Here is a 16,973-nt window from a genome sequence, read left to right as displayed (position 1 = left end):
ACTCTTCGGCGGCAGGCTGGTTGGTGCGGTCATGCGCGGATCCGGCGTTGGGCGATCGCTTGCTCGGTGAAACGGCGTGCCTGGGCGTCCGCAGCCAGCAGCGCGTCCAGTGACCCGGCCGGCTCCGCAGGCTGCGCGGCGAGGGCATCCTCGACCAGCGCAGGGATGGATAGGAAACCGATTTGGCCCTGAAGAAAGGCTGAAACCGTGACCTCGTTGGCGGCATTGAGCACCGCCGGCGCGGTACCGCCGGCTTCCATCGCCTGCCAGGCCAGGCGCAGGCAGGGGAAGGCGTCGGTGTCCGGGGCCTCGAAATCCAGCCTTCCCTGCGCCAGCAGGTCCAGCCCGCCGACGCCCGAGTCGATGCGCTCGGGCCAGCCCAGGCCGACCGCCAGCGAGGTGCGCATGTCCGGCAGGCCGAGCTGCGCCAGCGTCGAGCCGTCGACGAACTCGACCAGCGAATGCACCAGGCTCTGCGGATGCACCAGCACCGCCAGCCGGTCGCTGCCGACGCCGAACAGGTGGTGGGCCTCGATCAGCTCCAGGCCCTTGTTCATCAGGGTGGCCGAGTCGACCGAGATCTTCGGCCCCATCGACCACTTCGGGTGCGCCACCGCCTGCTGCGGGGTGACGGCTTCCAGCGACGCCCGGCTGCGGCCGCGGAACGGGCCGCCGGAGGCGGTCAGCACGATCCTGCGCACGTCGCCGAGGGCCTGGCGCGAGCGCAGGCACTGGAAGATCGCGTTGTGCTCGCTGTCGATGGGCACGATCTCGGCGCCGGCCGCCTCGGCCGCGGCGGTCAGCAGTTCGCCGGCCAGCACCAGCGATTCCTTGTTGGCCAGCAGCAGGCGCTTGCCGGCGCGCGCGGCGGCCAGGGTCGAGGACAGCCCGGCGGCGCCGACGATCGCGGCCACCACGGTGTCGCAGGCGTCGCCGGCCACCAGCGCGTCGAGCGCCTCGGCGCCGGCGTGGGCGCGGGTCGGCAGGCCGGCTTCGCGCAGGCCGTCGCGCAGCGCCGCGTAGGCGTCCGCATCGGCGATCACGGCGTGATCGGGACGGTGCCGCGCGCACAGCGCGACCAGCGCCTGGACCTGCGAGCCGGCGGCCAGCACGCCGGCGCGCAGGCGCTGCGGATGTCGGGCGATCACGTCCAGCGCCGAGGCGCCGATGGAACCGGTGGCGCCCAGCACCGCGACGGTGCGGAAGGAGGACTCGGCCATGCTCAGAACCCGAACAGCTCCTTGCCCAGCGCGAACACCGGCAGCGCGGCCAGCACGCCGTCGATGCGGTCCAGCACGCCGCCGTGGCCGGGGATCAGGTGGCCCGAGTCCTTGGCGCCGACGTGGCGCTTGATCAGGCTCTCGAACAGGTCGCCGACCACCGAAAACAGCGCCGCCGCCAGCGCCACCACCAGCACGCCCGGCAGTTGCGCGGCGACGCCGCCGGCCAGGAACAGGCCGCCCGCGGCGACCAGCAGGGCGGCCACGACGCCGCCGACCAGCCCCTCGACCGTCTTGTTGGGGCTGATGCGCGGGGCCAGCTTGCGCCTGCCGAAGCGACGGCCGGCGAAATAGGCGCCGCTGTCGGCCGCCCACACGATCGCCAGCGCCACGAACAGCCAGACGTGGCCGTTGGGCTGGCTGGCGTGGATCAGGCACAGCGCGCACCAGGCCGGCACGATCGCCAGCGTGCCGGCGAGCAGCTTGAACGCGCGCGCATAGCTCTCGTGGTTGGAGGCGAAGCCGAAGAAGCGCAGCCACAGCAGCGCCAGCAGCCACCAGGCCACGCCGACCAGGGTGACGATCTGGAACAGCACCAGCGAGCCGGCCGAGGCCCACACCAGCAGCACCATCAGCAGCAGGTTGGCCGCCAGCAGCACGGTGCGCGAGAGGGTGTCGTCGATCTCGGCCAGCCTGAACCATTCCCACAGGCCGACCAGGAACAGCAGCGCGGCCAGCGCCGCCAGCCATTGCGTGGGCAGCAGCAGGATGGCGCCGATGGCGACCGGCGCCATGATCAGCGCGGCGATGACGCGGGTGCGGGTGCCGCCGGATTTGCTCATGCGGGGGTGTCCTCGCTCGCCTGGGCGGCGATCTGGGCGCTGGTCAGGCCGAAGCGGCGCTCGCGCCGGGCATAGTCGTCCAGCGCTTGTTGCAGGGTCGCCGCGTCCAGTTCCGGCCACAGCAGGTCGGTGAACCACAGCTCGGTATAGGCCAGCTGCCAGAGCAGGAAGTTGCTGATGCGGTGATCGCCGCCGGTGCGGATGAACAGATCCGGCGCCGGCAGGTCGGCCAGCGAGATGCGCGCGGCCACCGCGCGCTCGTCGATGTCCTCGGCGCGCAGCCGGCCGGCCTGCACGTCCTGCGCCAGCGCGCGCGCGGCCATCGCGATGTCCTGGCGGCCGCCGTAGCTGGCCGCCACCACCAGGTGCAGGCGGGTGTTGCCCAGGGTCTGCCGCTCGGCGGCGGCCATGCGCTCGCGGATGGCCGGCGAGAAGCGCTCGCGCTCGCCGATGAAGCGCACGCGCACGCCGCGGCGGTCCAGTTCGTCCACCTCGCGCTCCAGCGCGCCCATGAACAGCTTCATCAGCGCGCCGACCTCGTCGGCCGGGCGGCCCCAGTTCTCGCTGGAGAAGGCGAACAGGGTCAGCGCCTGCACGCCGCGCTCCAGGCAGAAGTCGATGCAGACGTTGACCGCGCGCGCGCCGGCGCGGTGGCCGATGGCGCGCGGGCGCCTGCGCTGCTGCGCCCAGCGTCCGTTGCCGTCCATGATGACGGCGATGTGGCGGGGAATCGCGCTGTCGGCGGCAGCGGACATGGCAGTCCTCAGACCGCCATCAGTTCCTGCTCCTTGGCCTTGACCACTTCATCGACGTCCTTGATGGACTTGTCGGTGAGCTTCTGGATCTCGTCCTCGGCCTTGCGTTCCTCGTCCTCGGTGATCTGCTTGTCCTTCAGCAGATCCTTGATCTGCTGGTTGGCGTCGCGGCGGATGTTGCGGATGGCGACCTTGGTGTCCTCGCCCTCGCCGGCGACGACCTTGGACAGCTCCTTGCGGCGCTCCTCGGTCAGCGGCGGCAGGTTGAGGCGGATGGTGGTGCCGGCGGTGTTGGGGGTCAGGCCCAGGTCGGAGGCCAGGATGGCCTTCTCGACCGCGCCGACCATCTGCTTCTCCCAGGGGGTGATGACCAGCGAGCGGGCATCGGACACCGCCACCGAGGCGACCTGGCTCAGCGGCATGTCCGAACCGTAGTAGTTGACCTTCAGGTGCTCGACCAGCGCGGTGGACGCGCGCCCGGTGCGGACCTTGACCAGCGAATGACGCAAGGCCTCGATGCTCTTGTTCATGCGCGCCTGCGCGTCCTGTTTGATCTCGTTGATCATCGCCTTGGATCCAAGCTGTAACCGAATCGGACGATTATAGGGCCGGGAGGCTGGATTGGGGGACTGGGCCGGGAGATTGGGCTGGAAGCCGGGGAATGGGGAATGGGGAATGGGGAATGGGGAATGGGGAATGGGGAATGGGGAATGGGGAATGGGGAATGGGGAATGGGCGAGCCTACCGCGCTTCGCTCGTCATCCCAGCTTGCGCCGGGATGACGCAAAAGCAGGATGCTGGCCTCTAGCCTCCAGCCTCCAGCCTCTAGCCTCTAGCCCCTAGAAACCTCAACCCCGCCCCTTGACCAGCGTGCCGACGTTCTCGCCGCGCAGGATGCGCATCAGGTTGCCCGGCACCGACAGGTCGTAGATGCGCAGCGGCACGTCGCTGTCGCGGCACAGGGCGAAGGCGGCGGTGTCCATCACCTGCAGGTCGCGGGCGATGACCTCGTCGTAGGTCAACTGCTCGTAACGCTTGGCGTCGGCGTGCTTGCCGGGATCCTTGTCGTAGACGCCGTCGACCTTGGTGGCCTTGAGCAGCAGGTCGGCGCCGATCTCGATGGCGCGCAGGGCGGCGCCGGAGTCGGTGGTGAAGAAGGGGTTGCCGGTGCCGGCGGCGAAGATCGCGATGCGGCCCTTTTCCAGATGGCGGATGGCGCGGCGGCGGATGTAGTCCTCGCACACGTCGTTGATCTTGATCGCGCTCATCACCCGGCACTTGGCGCCGAGCTTCTCCAGCGCGTCCTGCATGGCCAGCGCGTTGATGACGGTGGCCAGCATGCCCATCTGGTCGCCGGTGACCCGGTCCATGCCGCCGGCGGCCAAGCCGGCGCCGCGGAAGATGTTGCCGCCGCCGATGACCAGCCCGATCTCGGCGCCGGCCTCGCGCGCCTCGATGATCTCGCGGGCGATGCGGTTGATGACCACCGGATCGATGCCGTAGTCCTCGGCCCCCATCAGCGCCTCGCCGGAAAGTTTGAGCAGGATGCGGCGATAGGCCAGGGGTGCGGTCATGGGAGTCTCGGCGGGGGATAAACGGCGCAATTCTAGCCGACGCGTCCGCGCAGCGTCAGGTTCGGCCGTGCCGTGGGCCGTTGCGGCGGCGTCGCGCGGGGCTGGCGGGAACGGCGGACGCCGGCCGTGGCCGGGCGGGCGCTACTCGCCGATCGGGCCGGCGGCGACCCGGTTGCGGCCGTTGCGCTTGGCGCCGTACAGCGCCTCGTCGGCGGCGCGCAGCAGCTGATCGGCGTCGCTGAAGCGTTCCAGCGTGCCGTGCGTGGCCAGCCCGGCCGAGAAGGTGATGTACAGCGGCTCGCCCGCCACGCTGGCCATCGGCAGGTTGGCCACGTCGGACAGGATGCGCTTGAGCACGTTGAGCGCGGCCGGCTCGTCGGTGCCCGGCAGCACGATCAGGAATTCCTCGCCGCCGTAGCGGGCGACGATGTCGCTGCCGCGCAGCTGCTTCTGCAGCGTCTCGGCGAAGTGGCGCAGCACCTGGTCGCCGACCTGGTGGCCCCAGCGATCGTTGATCTTCTTGAAGTCGTCCAGGTCGATGAAGGCGATCGACAGCGGCGTGCCGCTGCGGCTGGCGGCGTCGAACTCGTGCGCCAGCACCTGCTCGAGCTGGGTGCGGTTGTAGACGCCGGTGAGCGGGTCGCGGCGCACTTCCTCGGCCAGCTGGCGCACCCGGCTCTCCGACTCGTCGGCCTCACGGCGCGCGCGCGCCGCGCTCTGGATCTCGCGCAGGTTGCGCAGCACCAGCAGTTCGCGTGCCTGGTCCAGCATCGCGTTGATGCGCGCCGGCTGGGTGATGCGCACGTCGAACATCGCCGAGATTTCCGGCAGCGTCAGCGTCATCTGCTCGATGATGCCGTCCAGCGCCTCGGCGTCCAGCTGCAGGCGCTCGGACAGCACCGCCAGCGCGCGCTCGCGGGCGGCGTCGGTGTCCTCCAGCATCCACAGGTCGGCGAGGTAGCCGGAGGCGGCGACGCAGGCGTGGAACGGGGAAGAGGAAGCCGCCGCCTGGCTTTCGCCGATGGCCGACTGCAGCAGCGGCGGCAGGTTCCAGTGGGTGGCGATCCACAGGCCGATCTCGACGTGGTCGCAGCCCAGGTGCGTCTGCTCGGCCTGCAACTGGGCCGTGGCATCGGCCGGGTCCAGGGTCTCCAGCAGGCGGCGGTAGCGCTCCGGCTCGATCTGCAGCAATACCAGCGCGCCGATGTCCTGCAGCAGCCCGCCCAGCATCAGCTCTTCCAGCTTGTGCACGCCGATCTTCTGCCCCAGCAGGCGGCTGGCCAGCGAGGAAATCACGCTGCGCCGCCAGATGCGCTCCTCCGGCTCGTCGGCATGGCCGGCCGAGCGCAGCCCCGAGGTCAGCGAAAAGCCCAGCGCCAGGGTCAGGGTGGCGTTGAGCCCGAGCAGGGTCAGCGCCTGGTTGAGCGTGTCCACGCGCCTGCGGCTGGCGTACAGCGGCGAATTGGCGATGCGCAGCATCCGCGCGCTGAGCGCCACGTCCACGCCGATGGCGGCGGCCGCGGTGTTCATGCCCACGTCCGGATCCTGGGCGATATCCAGGATCCGCAGCGCCACCCCGGGCGGCGAGGGCAGGTCACGGCAACTGGCCAGCTTGGCTTCGAAATCGGGGTGCATCGAGGGACATCCGTGGGTTCATTGCCGCCCGCATCATGCGGCCGGGTGCAGGGCTTGGTGAGGTATCGGCCCCGATTCGGCAAAGTTGAGCCCCACATTCTGCGCGATTTGTGTCGCTGCGTCACACTTCACCCGGACTTCGGCTCACGGGCTGATTGCACCCGGCCACGGGAACGAAGCGCTTTGGTGGCTACCCGGATGGCATTCCCGAGCAGGGCTGTTGGCTCTAGTTCAATTGCTTGTCCGGGAATGAAGGGCAAGACTCGGCCATCAAGTTGATGTCTTCGGTCATGCCTACTATTTCTCCGGAGTTTTGGTCAATCACGTAATCGTCCACGCTTGCCTGTCTCAGGTCTTGGCTGAAGATTACTTCATAGGGGCCGCGTGTCACCGTGTATTGATTGATGGGTTTGTCATGCTCGATGTCTACAACGTATACCCTGGTTGCAGGAGGCGCGCCCACTTCTTCCAGATCATCAGCTTTGCCCCAGACGATGGCGTGGGTTCGACTGCAGTTGACGGTCCAGCCGGTAATGGTTGCATCGAGACGAATATCGATCTTGCGCTGATTGCGGTCGAAGGAGAATGTGTTGGCGCTGGCTCGGAAGGATTGGCTGGAGCCCTGATTGCTGGCGCATGCCATGCCGGATGCAATGAGTATGGATAAAGGCAGTAAGGTTATTGGGTTTCTAGAGTGTGTCATGAACTTTGAAGGATGTTTGCTGCATTGCCGAGCATGAGGATGGTGAAGACGACGAAGTGCAAGCCGGCCGAGGTTTCCGGCAAGCGTTCACAGTCGCGGGCCAGCCGTCGGAAGCGGTTGACCCAGCCGAAGCTGCGTTCTACCACCCAGAGACGCGGCAGCAGCACGAAGCCCTTCTTGGCCTCCAGCAGTTTCACCACATGCAGTTCGATGCCTTCGGCTTGCGCCGCTTCGGCAGGCGCCTGTCCCGTATAACCCTGGTCTACGAAGGCGACTTTCACTGTCTCGCCCGTGACGTGTTGGACTTCCTGCGCCAGCGACCGCACCTGGGCACGTTCCTGCTCATTGGCGGGCGTGACCTGCACGGCCAGCAGGTGTCCGAGCGTGTCCACGGCCATGTGGACCTTGCTGCCCTTCTTGCACTTGTAGCCGTCGTAGCCTGCGCGCGGCCCGCTCTCGCAGGTGGACTGCAAGGTACGGCCATCCAGGATCACCGCGCTGGACTGGCCCTGCCTACCCTGGGCGACCCGCAACACCGAGCGCAGGTCGTTGACCATCGCCTCGAAGCAGCCGGCCTGCAGCCAGCGCGGGGTCTGTTGATAGACCGCTTCCCAAGGCGGGAACTCATGGGAAATCAAGCGCCAGGGTGCTCCGGCGCGAGCCATCCAACGCAAGGCGTTGAACATCAGGTGCAGGTCGTACTTGCGTCGCCGATCAAGGTCAGGTAGGGCGCGGCGAAGGCTCATTCTTCATCGGAAACGTCGGTGGGATACGGGCGAGGCTTCATCCGGCCACGATAGCCGCACCCACTCAAAGTTCATAACACGCTCTAATCTATTAAAGGCCGGAGCTCGCTTGTACGCTATAGATGATGCTCTGCTCCTTGCGGCTGTCCACTGAAAAATACAAATGGGGGGTGCCAGGTTTTCCTGCATGGTCGGAGCAGATATTTATTCCTCTGTTGCAACTAATTGATAGTTCGCCATGAGCGCGTCGGTTGGTCTCGTGAATCGTGGATTGAGCATCGATGGCCAGTCCGTTTGTCTCGAGATGGTCTTTGAAAAAATTCCTTTGGCGCAATTTTCTTTCCGGGGCCGGATTCTTTGTATTCTGGATCCCATTCTTCATAAAGTTGCTTGGAATTCAACTCCACGGACAGCGTCCTGACTTGCTTTTATTTTGAGGTTACAGAATTGCTATCAATCCTTTCTCATCCCAAATGAAAATCGCCACGATACATTCTGAAATTCGGCCCCAGCACCTCAATCCACTCTTTTACATCAGCCCTCAGGCGGAGCGGCTTCCCATCGAAGGTAATCTGGTCGCCTTTGATGATGATTCCCGGCTTCGCTCCGCGTTTGATTTCACGAGGCGCATTAGTGGCCTCGCGCAGGCCGGCGGTGAACTGGCTCCACTGACTGCGCGCGAAGTCGCAGCCATTCAATGGCAGGAGCAGGGCAGGATGATGGCGTGCGTAATGGCGCGCATCAGTTCACCTGGTTCTCTTCGCCAAACAGTTCTTCGTAGTTCTGCTTGATGTACTCCCAACTTTCGGTGTTGCGCAGCAGTCTCCTGGTGTATGAGGTAGCTGTTTGTTGTAGTTCATCTAGTCGAAGCCAGCGTCAACTTGTACTTCATAGATGATGCTTTGCTCCTTGCGGCTGTCCACCGAAAAATACAAAAGAGGGGTGCCAGGCTTTCTTGCGTGATCGGAGCAGATATTGATTCCTCTGCTGCAACTAATTGACAGTTCACCATGAGCGCGTCGGTTGGTCTCGTGAATCGTGGATTGAGCGTCAATGGGCAGTCCGTTTATCTCGAGATAGCCCTTAAAAAACTCCTTCGGCACACCTTTCTTTCCTGGACCGGATTCTTTGTATTCTGGATCCCATTCTTCATAAAGTTGCTTGAAATTCAACTCAACGGACAGCGTCCTGACCTTGCTTTTATTTTGAGGGTGCAGAATTGCTATCAATCCTTTCTCATCCCAAATGAGATCGCCACGATAAATTCTGAAATTCGGCCCCAGCACCTCAATCCACTCTTTTACATCAGCCCTCAGACGGAGCGGCTTCCCATCGAAGGTAATCTGGTCACCTTTGATGATGATTTCCGGCTTCGCTCCGCGTTTGATTTCACGAGGCGCAGTGGTGGCTTCGCGCAGGCCGGCAGTGAACTGGCTCCACTGACTGCGCGCGAAGTCGCAGCCGTTCAATGGCAGGAGCAGGGCGAGGATGACGGCGTGCGTAATGGCGCGCATTAGTTCACCTGGTTCTCTTCGCCGAACAGTTCCTCGTAGTTCTGCTTGATGTACTCCCAGCTCTCGGTGCCATAGCGGCCCATGCGACGGATGCGTTCCAAGGCTTTCTTGCCATGCTGTTCGTGCAGGTGATGCAGGATGGTGGCCGATTGCCCGCGCTTGATGTTGTCGGGGTTCCCGTCAGCCCACTTCCGGACGATGGCGTCCTGCCAGGCACTGTCGTTGGGGTGGACCAGGAAGCGGGCAGCCACGGCAGCCGGGTCGGAACTGGCTTTGCCGCTCCAGCGTTCGCTCACTGCGCGCCCGACTTCCGTGGGATGGAGGTCTTCATTTATCGCAGAAGACAAGGCAATTTCCCTGATTGTCGTGTAGAGGGCGATCGGGCTCATCATGGCGCCAGAAGGTCCAAGTCAATCCAAGCCCGCTGGACTCAAAACCGGGATAGCCGTAGTAACGAGAATTGACCTGATATTTCCAGTGGGAAGTATCAGCTTCGGGAGCCTCGCCGCAGCGGCCATTGATGTACAAGCGTGCTGCTTGCTTATTACCAGGCCATGATGTGAATGTGCTTTCATCCAATGCTGGGCATAGCATGTCGCCATCCATGACGAGAGCATAGTAGGCGACATCGCCTATCCTGGAAGTATTCTTAAGTCTTTTGTTCTTATCCTGTTCGTTATTGGGTATCAGGCGATAGTAGACACGCGCGGTCGGCCACATGCGAACGCCAGAGACGCGGACCTCCATCATTTGATTACCGATAGCATCGGGTTCGTTGGAGTCGACAATGACGCCTTGATGGTCGAACACATAGAAAAATATCCTGTCCCAGGCTCTTGGGTTACCAGAAAATAGGATGGCGCGGAACGGCCAACTTTCCGGAGGATGATAGGTCTCTGTGCCGAATGGAGGAGGGCCCGGATTGTCGAACGGCAGTTGCCAGTGCGTCTTGTCGTCCGGAGGTGTTACGTCATGGTAAGGATTCATTCCTTCTTCGGGGTGGCATTCGTAGATGCGACCATCTGATGTAGTGATTGTTTTGGGAGGCTTGGGACAATTGATTGGTCCAGATGCATCTGCTGGCAAGGCGGTAAGATGAGGTGGGGACAGGAGTGCTGCCCCCAAGGCGATTGCTAATGTGATGCTCATGGTTGATCTGTGCCCATGCTTATATGTATATGGTGAATGTGCGTGTCATCAGTGGCAATCGCCGGTGCATTTGGAGTGCGGCCATTTGGGGTTTGAGGTCCAGGAAGACCCAATCGTGCATAAGTTAAAGGCCAGGGCCCACCAAGCCAGCCGAGCGTGCCCTCTTGCTTGGCCTGCGCAATATATACATGTACAAGGTGAGAGAATTCCCGCATGCGAGTGCGTTCGGCGGTCTCTTGTGGATGAGTTCGTTGTGGGTTGGAGTTGGGGGAATTAATCCGATGGAGGTGGATGGCGACCCGATGCTGTTGGTTGTTAGCGCCAAGCACATTGGTGCGAAGGTGCGTCAAGTCGATCGCAGAAGCATAGCGATGCCGGGTCGAACCAACGTGCGGTCGCCATGCGCCACTGCTTCTGGCGTAGGTGATATTCAAGTCCGCCATCATTTGTATCAGGAATTCTATCGTTGCTGGATGAGTTCTCCGAAGGGACTCGTCTGCTGTCATCCGATTGCCCGGTTGGCCATTGTTCTCCAGGAAGGAAAGGCGCGTTCGTCCACCTGTGGTGGATTGGTGGTCGAACTCTATTTCGATGCCCTCGGAAGTCAGAGTGCGGTCGTGGGCATCGCTGCCAGCACCAGTTCCTGGCGTTAGGGTTTCACCGTAAATCATTTGCAGTGCAGCCTGGAATTGGCTGTTCTGCACGCGGGGATGATTGATGCCATAAGTGCGAGACGCGTCGGCCCAGAGTTGGTGCGAAATGACGTAATCGCCGAGGTCCAAAGATCTGGCGATGGCTCGAGAAGTATGCGTCTGGGTGAAATTCTGGCGGGCGCCGTTTGCAGGTACTTGGTCATCGCCATTCCCCTGGCCGCGCCCCAGTCCATTGGGGTGTGTCCTTTGTACGGACATGGTGCAGTCGGCGTTATCGGTTACATCCAATTCGAGCAATGGCTGGACTTCGCGCCCGCTGTCGTTGCCATTCGCGAGTGCATGCTGCTGAATTGTGAATACGCTGCCTTGGGCAGGTGTCTCCGTTGGTTCCTTGATGTAGATTCTGTATCTGCCGGTGTCGCTTATCTCTATCTGAACAATGCCAGCATCTGGGCCGTTCCCGGTGTTGGTGTTTGGTGGTGTGATGATCGTCCATATATTCGGTGCCTCCGATGTAGCGTGGACGATGACATATGGAAGAATGGTGGCGGTCGTTGTTATTTCTCTTCTTTCTCGGACGGTTCTCATCTGTAGCCTGACTTTCGCGTAATAACTTTGGCGAAGCCGGCAAACATTCATCAACACACCATCATTGTCGGTCTCGACATTGACGGGTGCCTGTGCGGCCGCATCTTGCTGGGTCATGGTGAGAACTCCCTTTCAAGGTTCAGACAGGAGCCATCCGGAAGGGCACCGCGATGGCCCCTGCGATGACATTTACTTGCCTGTGCAGTCCAGCGCCGTGCTGGAAGTTGCCGATGACTTTCCATGAGCCGTCGTCACGTTGCACTTCGAGTTGAAGGCTTGCTTCACCGGGAAGCTCCCAACTCTCTGACGACGGGTCGCCTTTTGCTTCCACGATGGTGAGGCCCAGGCCGCCCTTGCCGGTAGTGCCTATCCATGTGTTGCCCTGGCCATCGCTGAGGCGATAGCCGAGGTCCTCGACGGGCGTTCCCAGCGAGGTGGAGAAGATGAGTGTTGTCGTTCCCTTGGAGGCGGAAGAGTGTGTCGTCATCTGGCACGTCCTGCGATGTCGGCCTGGGTGTTTGATTCAGCAGCCGCAGTCTTCGTCACTGCACTGGGCGCTTTCTTCGAGCGTCCAGCCGCCTTCGCCGATATAGGCGGTGGCGAGCATGTTCTCTTCCGTCGTCACCACGATGCTGCGGCCGGTATCGTCGGTGATTCCCTCTGCGAGGATTTGCCCCTCCTGGGTGACGATTTTGTAATAGACGTCGGGTCGGGCCTTTTCCCGTGCATCGACAAGGCGCAACTTGCCCTGGTATTTCTTTTTTGCAAGCTGCGGCGAAGTACGCGCGAGGGAAGTTGCCGTTGATGCGGCCTGTTTTGCTTTTGACCCGCCAGACAGCCGTTGTGCGTCAGTGGGAGTGGAGGGTTGGACATGCGCCACCCCCGCCGGCAATGCTTCCAACCCGGCGGCGTTGCTTTGCCCGGCCAGCATGGGCTTTTGACTGGCCTTGACGGTGAACTTGCCCGGGCAGGCGAAGGTGATGTCGCCGCCTTCCAATACGATTTGGCTTTGCCCGGCGTGCAGGACGATTTTGTTGCGTGCCAGCACGTCGATGCGCTCGTCGGTGGCGGTGACGGTGACGCTCTGGTCGGCCAGCAGTTCCAAAGGGCCGGCGTGGGCCTGCAGGCTGAGCGGGCCGTCGGCGGCGATGACGCGCAGCGGGCCGGCATGGGCGTAGAGGGCGGCGTGCTGGCCGGCCACGGCGGACAGGGTCTGGCCAGCGATCAGGTGGGCATCGTCCTGCACGGTCAGGTGCAGGGCGTTGCCTGCCCAGGCGGCGGCGCTGTTGGGGGTGGCGAAGGCCACCGATTCGGGCGACTCGGCCACGAGCCGGGCATCGGCGAAGCGTTCGACGGGATCGGGGCCCGGCTCGCGGCTGCCGGGCTCCGGCTTCATGGCGCTCTGGCCGTTGACCGGGCCGGGATAGCGGCCGCCGACCTGGGGATCGATGGCCTCGCGCAGTCCGGTGAGCTGCGGGTTGGCGGCCAGGCCCGGTACCCGTTGCTGGCACAGGACTTCATGCAGCCCGTCGGCGGTGCGCTCGGCGCCCTTCAATTGTGCCACCGTGGCGGCGATGTCCATCTGCGTCGAGCCGGCGTCGGGCTGCGCGCTGGCCGACAGCAGCAGGCCCTGCGCGGCGCGCACGTTGCCCCAGCCCTGCGAATGCAGCTCGAAGCCCTGGCCGCGCAGGCCGCCGCGGGCGGTGTCCTGGTGATGGACCAGGTAGCCCAGTTCCAGCCGGCTGTCGGCCAGGCTGGTGTGCAGGCGGGTGCGCAGTTGGCCGGGGCTGTCGTCGATGACCCATTGCTGGCGGTGGCCGCCATCATGGGCCTGGCTGTGCAGGCCGCTGAGCACGCCCTGCTGCGGGGCATCGAAGGCGCCGCCGAAGGGTGGGGCGACCTGGCCGTTGTATAGCTGCCCGGTAATGCGCGGCTGGTCGATGTCTCCGTGCAGGAACTCCACCAGCACCTCGGCGCCGATGCGCGGCAAGAAGTGGCTGCCCCAGTTCGGCCCGGCCAGCGCCTCGGCCACCGGCACCCAGAAGCCGCTGCTGGCGTCATCGGGCGCATGGCCGGGATGGGCGCTGCCGGTGTCGGCCAGGCCACCCGGATGCGGCCTGGGGCCGCGCTGCCAGGGGAACTGCACGCGCACCTGGTGGTCGCGGTTGGGCGTGACGGCGGCGTCGGGCAGGCCGACGACGCGGGCGGTCTGCGCACCCGGGGCGGTGGGACGCGGGCGCGGCAACGGCGCCAGCGGGACGTCGGCGGGAGCGGCGAGGAAGCGGTTGCGGTAGCTGCCGCGCTCCAGTTCCGGCGTGGCCAGCAGTTCGACGATGCCGCTGCCGAGGTTGTTGACCGCCACGTGTTCCAGGTTCAGCGGCACGAAGCGCGGGATGTCGCGGTCGGGATGACCGCGCAGGACGTAGGCGCTGCCTGCGGACAGGCCGCGCACGCTGCCGGCGCCGGCATGGAGACGATGCGGCAGGCGCAGCGCGTCGAGGTGGCGCCCGGCGGCCGCGCGCGCCTGGCCGGCATCGTCGAAGCGGCCGGCGCGCGGCTGCACGAACACTTCCAGCGGCGGCAGGTTGCCCGGCTCGACCTCGGCGCCGCCGGCTACGGTGGCGACCTGAGCGCTGCGCCAGCTGCCGGTGTGCACCGCGCTGGGCACGGCCTGGCGCTGCTCGGCGAAGCTGGCCACGGCGTCGTCGGTCTCGCTGATGTCGATGCGGTGGAAGCGCAGCGCGCCGCCGTCCGGATGTTGGGCTTGCGAATCGAAGACGACCAGCGTGTGCGCCGGCGTGTCGCCTTGCCGCTGTTCGAAGCGCCAGGCCAGCCCGGCCTCGGCGAGCAGGCGGAAGACGAACGTGGCGTCGCTCTCGCGGTACTGGGTGATGATGGGGCGGACCGGAAGGGGGCCGCTGACGTCGAAGCGGAACGCGGCCTGCGGGTAGTCGGCGAACACCTGCTCCAGCACCCCGCGCAGGTCGCGGTCGGGGAAGATGAGGGCGTTGCGGCGCAACCGCAGCAGCGCCGTCCACGGTTCCATCGCCAGCCGGTAGCGGGCCAGGCCGCCGTCGGCGCCCAGCGCCTGCGCCTCGGTGCACAAGCCGTGCCAGGTGCGTGAGTCACCATCGGCGCGGAGCAGTCGCAGGGCCAGTGGCTGCGCCAGCAGCGGCGCGAGGTCCAAGCTGGCCGAAGGGGAGAAGACGTCGATGTCGAAACGGAAGTCGGCGCACACGGCTTCCCGGCCGTGGAAGCGCTCGACCACCAGCCCCGCGACCGGGGCGTCGAGCTGGATCAGGCGTGCATGCTGCGAAGGCGCCGCCAGCGGGGCGAGCAGCGAAGCCAGAGAGGGCATGTCCATAGCGTTCTCACGGCAGGGAGAGGATTCACGGCAGGGTGATGGTGATGTGCGCAGTGCGCTCCGGCATCTGCACCACCTGGTCATGCGCGGCCAGGTGTCGTTCGGTCTGCTGATCCAGGTACATGCGCAGGCCGAGGAAGCCCAGCAGGCCGAACCCGGCCACCAGCGCGGCCGGCAGCCACAGCGGTGCGACCCGGCGCAACGCGTGCCTGACGTTGTCGGGCGGCGCCGCATGCGGGGCGAAGCCGTTGCGCTTGCCGCGCAGGTAGACGATCTCGTCGCCCAGGCGCGCGGTCAGGTAGCCCAGCTTCTCCGGCCCTTCCAGCCGGTACTTGCCCTCGAAGCCGAGCAGCAGGCAATAGTGATGGACCTCCAGCGAAGGCAGCCGCGGCGCGCCCTGGCGGCGCAATTCCTCCAGCCGCTCGAAGAAATGTTCGCCGCCGAGGTGATCGCCGAACAGGCGCAGCTGCAGCGGCTGGAGTTCCCACCGGTCGCGCAGCGGCGAGGGCTGCGACAGGATGGCCTCGTCCACCGCCACGCAGAAGGCGTAGCGGGACGCATGGATGTCCTCGGAGGCGATGCCGATCTTGACCGCGGCGCGCTCCATGCCATCGAGCAGGCGCTGCACCGACTGCACGAAGCTCTCGGCGTCGCCGGGCAACCGGCCACGCCGCAGCAGCAGGAGCAGGTAGAACCCGTCGGCCAGCAGATCGGACAGGCTGCGGGCGCTGGCGCCGCCAGCCGCGGGGGCCACCGTGTTCTGCGGCAGCAGCGACGGCATCGGGCCGGGAGCGGGGGGCAGGGGAGCGTTCATCCGATGATCGCAATCAGGTCGAGCTTGAGCTCGGGAATGCCGGCCGGCACGTAGATCACGGTCGACTGCGCCTTGAGCATGCGTTCGTACAGCGGCCCGCGCGGTTCCAGCGCGAAGTAATGGCTGTCCGGCCGCACCGGGATGGCCGCCGGCACCTGCGCGGCATGGGTCAGGCGGATGCCCGGCAGCGCCGACAGCACGCATTTCTCCACGTCGTCCGGCGCGCCCACCTTGAAGCGCAGCGGCACGTTCTGCACCAGTTCCTGCGCGGGCATGGCGGCGGCCACGCGGATGTAGAAGGAGGCGTTGGCGTCGATGCGCTGCGAGTCGATGTGGCCGGCGTGGTAGGAGGGCTTGATCTCGTTGAGGGGAATCTGCACGTAGCGCGCCGAGATCACCGTGTCGATGAGTTCGCGGATGATCAGGAACAGGCGCTCGAAACCCGCCTCCGGCGAGGCGTGATCGTAGGCCGGCAGGTCGGCCAGGCCGTAGGCGTTGGAGAAGGTCAGCAGCGCCCCGGCCAGGCGCAGCAGTTCCTGGTGCAGGCGTTCCGGATGCAGGCGCGCGTGGTGGAACAGGTGTGAAAGCCCGGCGAAGGCGGCGTTGGCGGTGTGCAGCAGCCAGAACGAGGCGATGTCGCCGGAACGGAACTCGACGATGCTCTGCGACGGCTGCCGGTGCTGGCCGTACAGCGCATCGACCTTGGCCTGCAGCGAGTCGAGCAGGCGGCGCAGTTGCAGGTGCAGTCGTCGCGAGGCGTCGATGTGCAGGGCCGGCGGCACGAAATCCTCGTCCAGCTCGAAGCCGCCGGTGGCGGTGCGGCGCACGCGCGCCACCGGCAGGGTGACGAAGGCGTCGCGCGGCTTGTCGTCGGTGAGCAGGCGCACCGCCTTTTCCAGGTAGGCCAATTGGGCCTCGGCCGCGTCGGTGAACAGATCCGCAGTGGGATGATTGCCCTGCACGTAGCGCGTGGCCTGCGCGGCGTCGGCGCGGTCGGAACAGTTGCCGCCGTGCCCGCGCAGCAGCGGCAGCGCCAGGTGGATGGTGGTGGCCTGCATGCCGGCCGGCAGTTCGTTCAGCGACAGCGCATCGGGCAGCGCATCGTGGGCCGGCGCGTCGTAGCCTTCGCCATCGGGGAATACCGCTGAAAGTTCGAGCGCGCGCAGGCTGCCGTTGGCCAGGCTCTGCGGATCGAAGCGCAGGCGGCGCGCGCCCCAGGCGTAGGGATGGAGATTGCGGCCCAGGTCTTCCAGGCGCGCCTCGTGGTAGGCGTCCTGGCGCTGGAAGTGCTGCGGGCGCAGGAACAGGCCCTCGCCCCAGAAAACCTTGGTCATTCGGCTTGCGTGCGACACACTCGTTCCTTGTGCTGCGTTGAACTGTGCTGCCGGGTTCGCCTCGAATCACCGATGGCCGCGA

The 16,973-nt window shown here is 65.2% G+C and carries 16 protein-coding genes and 1 pseudogene; 1 reads left to right on the top strand and 16 read right to left on the bottom strand.

Going from position 1 to position 16,973, the window contains the following annotated elements:
• Positions 1-29: 29 nt before the first annotated feature.
• The 8 genes and pseudogenes from AAG688_RS11650 to AAG688_RS11615 all read right to left on the bottom strand — a co-directional run bounded on the left by AAG688_RS11650 (position 30) and on the right by AAG688_RS11615 (position 7,453).
• Complete coding sequence (locus AAG688_RS11650; protein ID WP_411832408.1) at positions 30-1,220, bottom strand: 1-deoxy-D-xylulose-5-phosphate reductoisomerase; 1,191 nt, start codon at positions 1,218-1,220, stop codon at positions 30-32.
• A gap of 2 nt (positions 1,221-1,222) precedes the next feature.
• Positions 1,223-2,062, bottom strand: coding sequence for a phosphatidate cytidylyltransferase (locus tag AAG688_RS11645; protein WP_411832407.1), 840 nt, complete (start codon positions 2,060-2,062; stop codon positions 1,223-1,225).
• Positions 2,059-2,817, bottom strand: a complete 759-nt coding sequence (gene uppS, locus AAG688_RS11640) for a polyprenyl diphosphate synthase (RefSeq protein WP_411832406.1) — start codon at positions 2,815-2,817, stop codon at positions 2,059-2,061. Before uppS ends, AAG688_RS11645 begins: the two co-directional genes overlap by 4 nt.
• Positions 2,818-2,825: 8 nt before the next feature.
• Positions 2,826-3,383: a ribosome recycling factor gene (frr, locus tag AAG688_RS11635; protein WP_411832405.1), complete on the bottom strand. Its 558-nt coding sequence runs from the start codon at positions 3,381-3,383 to the stop codon at positions 2,826-2,828.
• A gap of 282 nt (positions 3,384-3,665) precedes the next feature.
• Positions 3,666-4,391 (bottom strand): UMP kinase, encoded by a 726-nt coding sequence (gene pyrH / locus AAG688_RS11630; RefSeq protein WP_411832404.1) that lies wholly within the window; start codon positions 4,389-4,391, stop codon positions 3,666-3,668.
• 141 nt (positions 4,392-4,532) lie between these two features.
• Entirely contained in the window at positions 4,533-6,026 is a 1,494-nt protein-coding gene (locus AAG688_RS11625) for an HDOD domain-containing protein (protein ID WP_411832403.1), read from the bottom strand.
• A 226-nt stretch (positions 6,027-6,252) separates the two neighbouring features.
• Positions 6,253-6,669 (bottom strand): hypothetical protein, encoded by a 417-nt coding sequence (locus AAG688_RS11620; protein ID WP_411832402.1) that lies wholly within the window; start codon positions 6,667-6,669, stop codon positions 6,253-6,255.
• A gap of 56 nt (positions 6,670-6,725) precedes the next feature.
• Positions 6,726-7,453: pseudogene (locus tag AAG688_RS11615) on the bottom strand (IS5 family transposase).
• A 495-nt stretch (positions 7,454-7,948) separates the two neighbouring features.
• Between AAG688_RS11615 and AAG688_RS11610 the strand changes: the two are divergent.
• Positions 7,949-8,266: a hypothetical protein gene (locus tag AAG688_RS11610; protein WP_411832401.1), complete on the top strand. Its 318-nt coding sequence runs from the start codon at positions 7,949-7,951 to the stop codon at positions 8,264-8,266.
• 69 nt (positions 8,267-8,335) lie between these two features.
• Here the strand turns inward: AAG688_RS11610 and AAG688_RS11605 are convergent, their stop codons facing one another.
• The 8 genes from AAG688_RS11605 to tssK are packed head-to-tail and all read right to left on the bottom strand — an operon-like array spanning position 8,336 to position 16,891.
• Positions 8,336-8,989, bottom strand: coding sequence for a hypothetical protein (locus AAG688_RS11605; RefSeq protein WP_411832400.1), 654 nt, complete (start codon positions 8,987-8,989; stop codon positions 8,336-8,338).
• Positions 8,989-9,285: a hypothetical protein gene (locus tag AAG688_RS11600; RefSeq protein WP_411832398.1), complete on the bottom strand. Its 297-nt coding sequence runs from the start codon at positions 9,283-9,285 to the stop codon at positions 8,989-8,991. Before AAG688_RS11600 ends, AAG688_RS11605 begins: the two co-directional genes overlap by 1 nt.
• A gap of 31 nt (positions 9,286-9,316) precedes the next feature.
• On the bottom strand, positions 9,317-10,138 hold the full coding sequence (locus AAG688_RS11595) for a hypothetical protein (protein ID WP_411832397.1): 822 nt from the start codon (positions 10,136-10,138) through the stop codon (positions 9,317-9,319).
• Positions 10,135-11,496: a hypothetical protein gene (locus AAG688_RS11590; protein ID WP_411832396.1), complete on the bottom strand. Its 1,362-nt coding sequence runs from the start codon at positions 11,494-11,496 to the stop codon at positions 10,135-10,137. Before AAG688_RS11590 ends, AAG688_RS11595 begins: the two co-directional genes overlap by 4 nt.
• Before the next feature lie 22 nt (positions 11,497-11,518).
• Entirely contained in the window at positions 11,519-11,866 is a 348-nt protein-coding gene (locus tag AAG688_RS11585) for a hypothetical protein (protein WP_411832395.1), read from the bottom strand.
• Positions 11,867-11,902: 36 nt separating this feature from the next.
• Positions 11,903-14,743: a type VI secretion system Vgr family protein gene (locus tag AAG688_RS11580; RefSeq protein WP_411832394.1), complete on the bottom strand. Its 2,841-nt coding sequence runs from the start codon at positions 14,741-14,743 to the stop codon at positions 11,903-11,905.
• Positions 14,744-14,768: 25 nt separating this feature from the next.
• Positions 14,769-15,557 (bottom strand): type IVB secretion system protein IcmH/DotU, encoded by a 789-nt coding sequence (gene icmH / locus AAG688_RS11575; protein ID WP_411832392.1) that lies wholly within the window; start codon positions 15,555-15,557, stop codon positions 14,769-14,771.
• On the bottom strand, positions 15,554-16,891 hold the full coding sequence (gene tssK / locus AAG688_RS11570) for a type VI secretion system baseplate subunit TssK (RefSeq protein ID WP_411832391.1): 1,338 nt from the start codon (positions 16,889-16,891) through the stop codon (positions 15,554-15,556). The genes icmH and tssK overlap by 4 nt, the downstream gene beginning before the upstream one ends.
• Positions 16,892-16,973: the final 82 nt, after the last annotated feature.

This window comes from Pseudoxanthomonas mexicana (genome assembly GCF_046736355.1).
In the GTDB taxonomy this organism is placed as follows: domain Bacteria; phylum Pseudomonadota; class Gammaproteobacteria; order Xanthomonadales; family Xanthomonadaceae; genus Pseudoxanthomonas_A; species Pseudoxanthomonas_A mexicana_B.
Note: the sequence above shows the minus strand (reverse complement) of the source record. Positions and strands in the feature narration are given on the sequence as shown.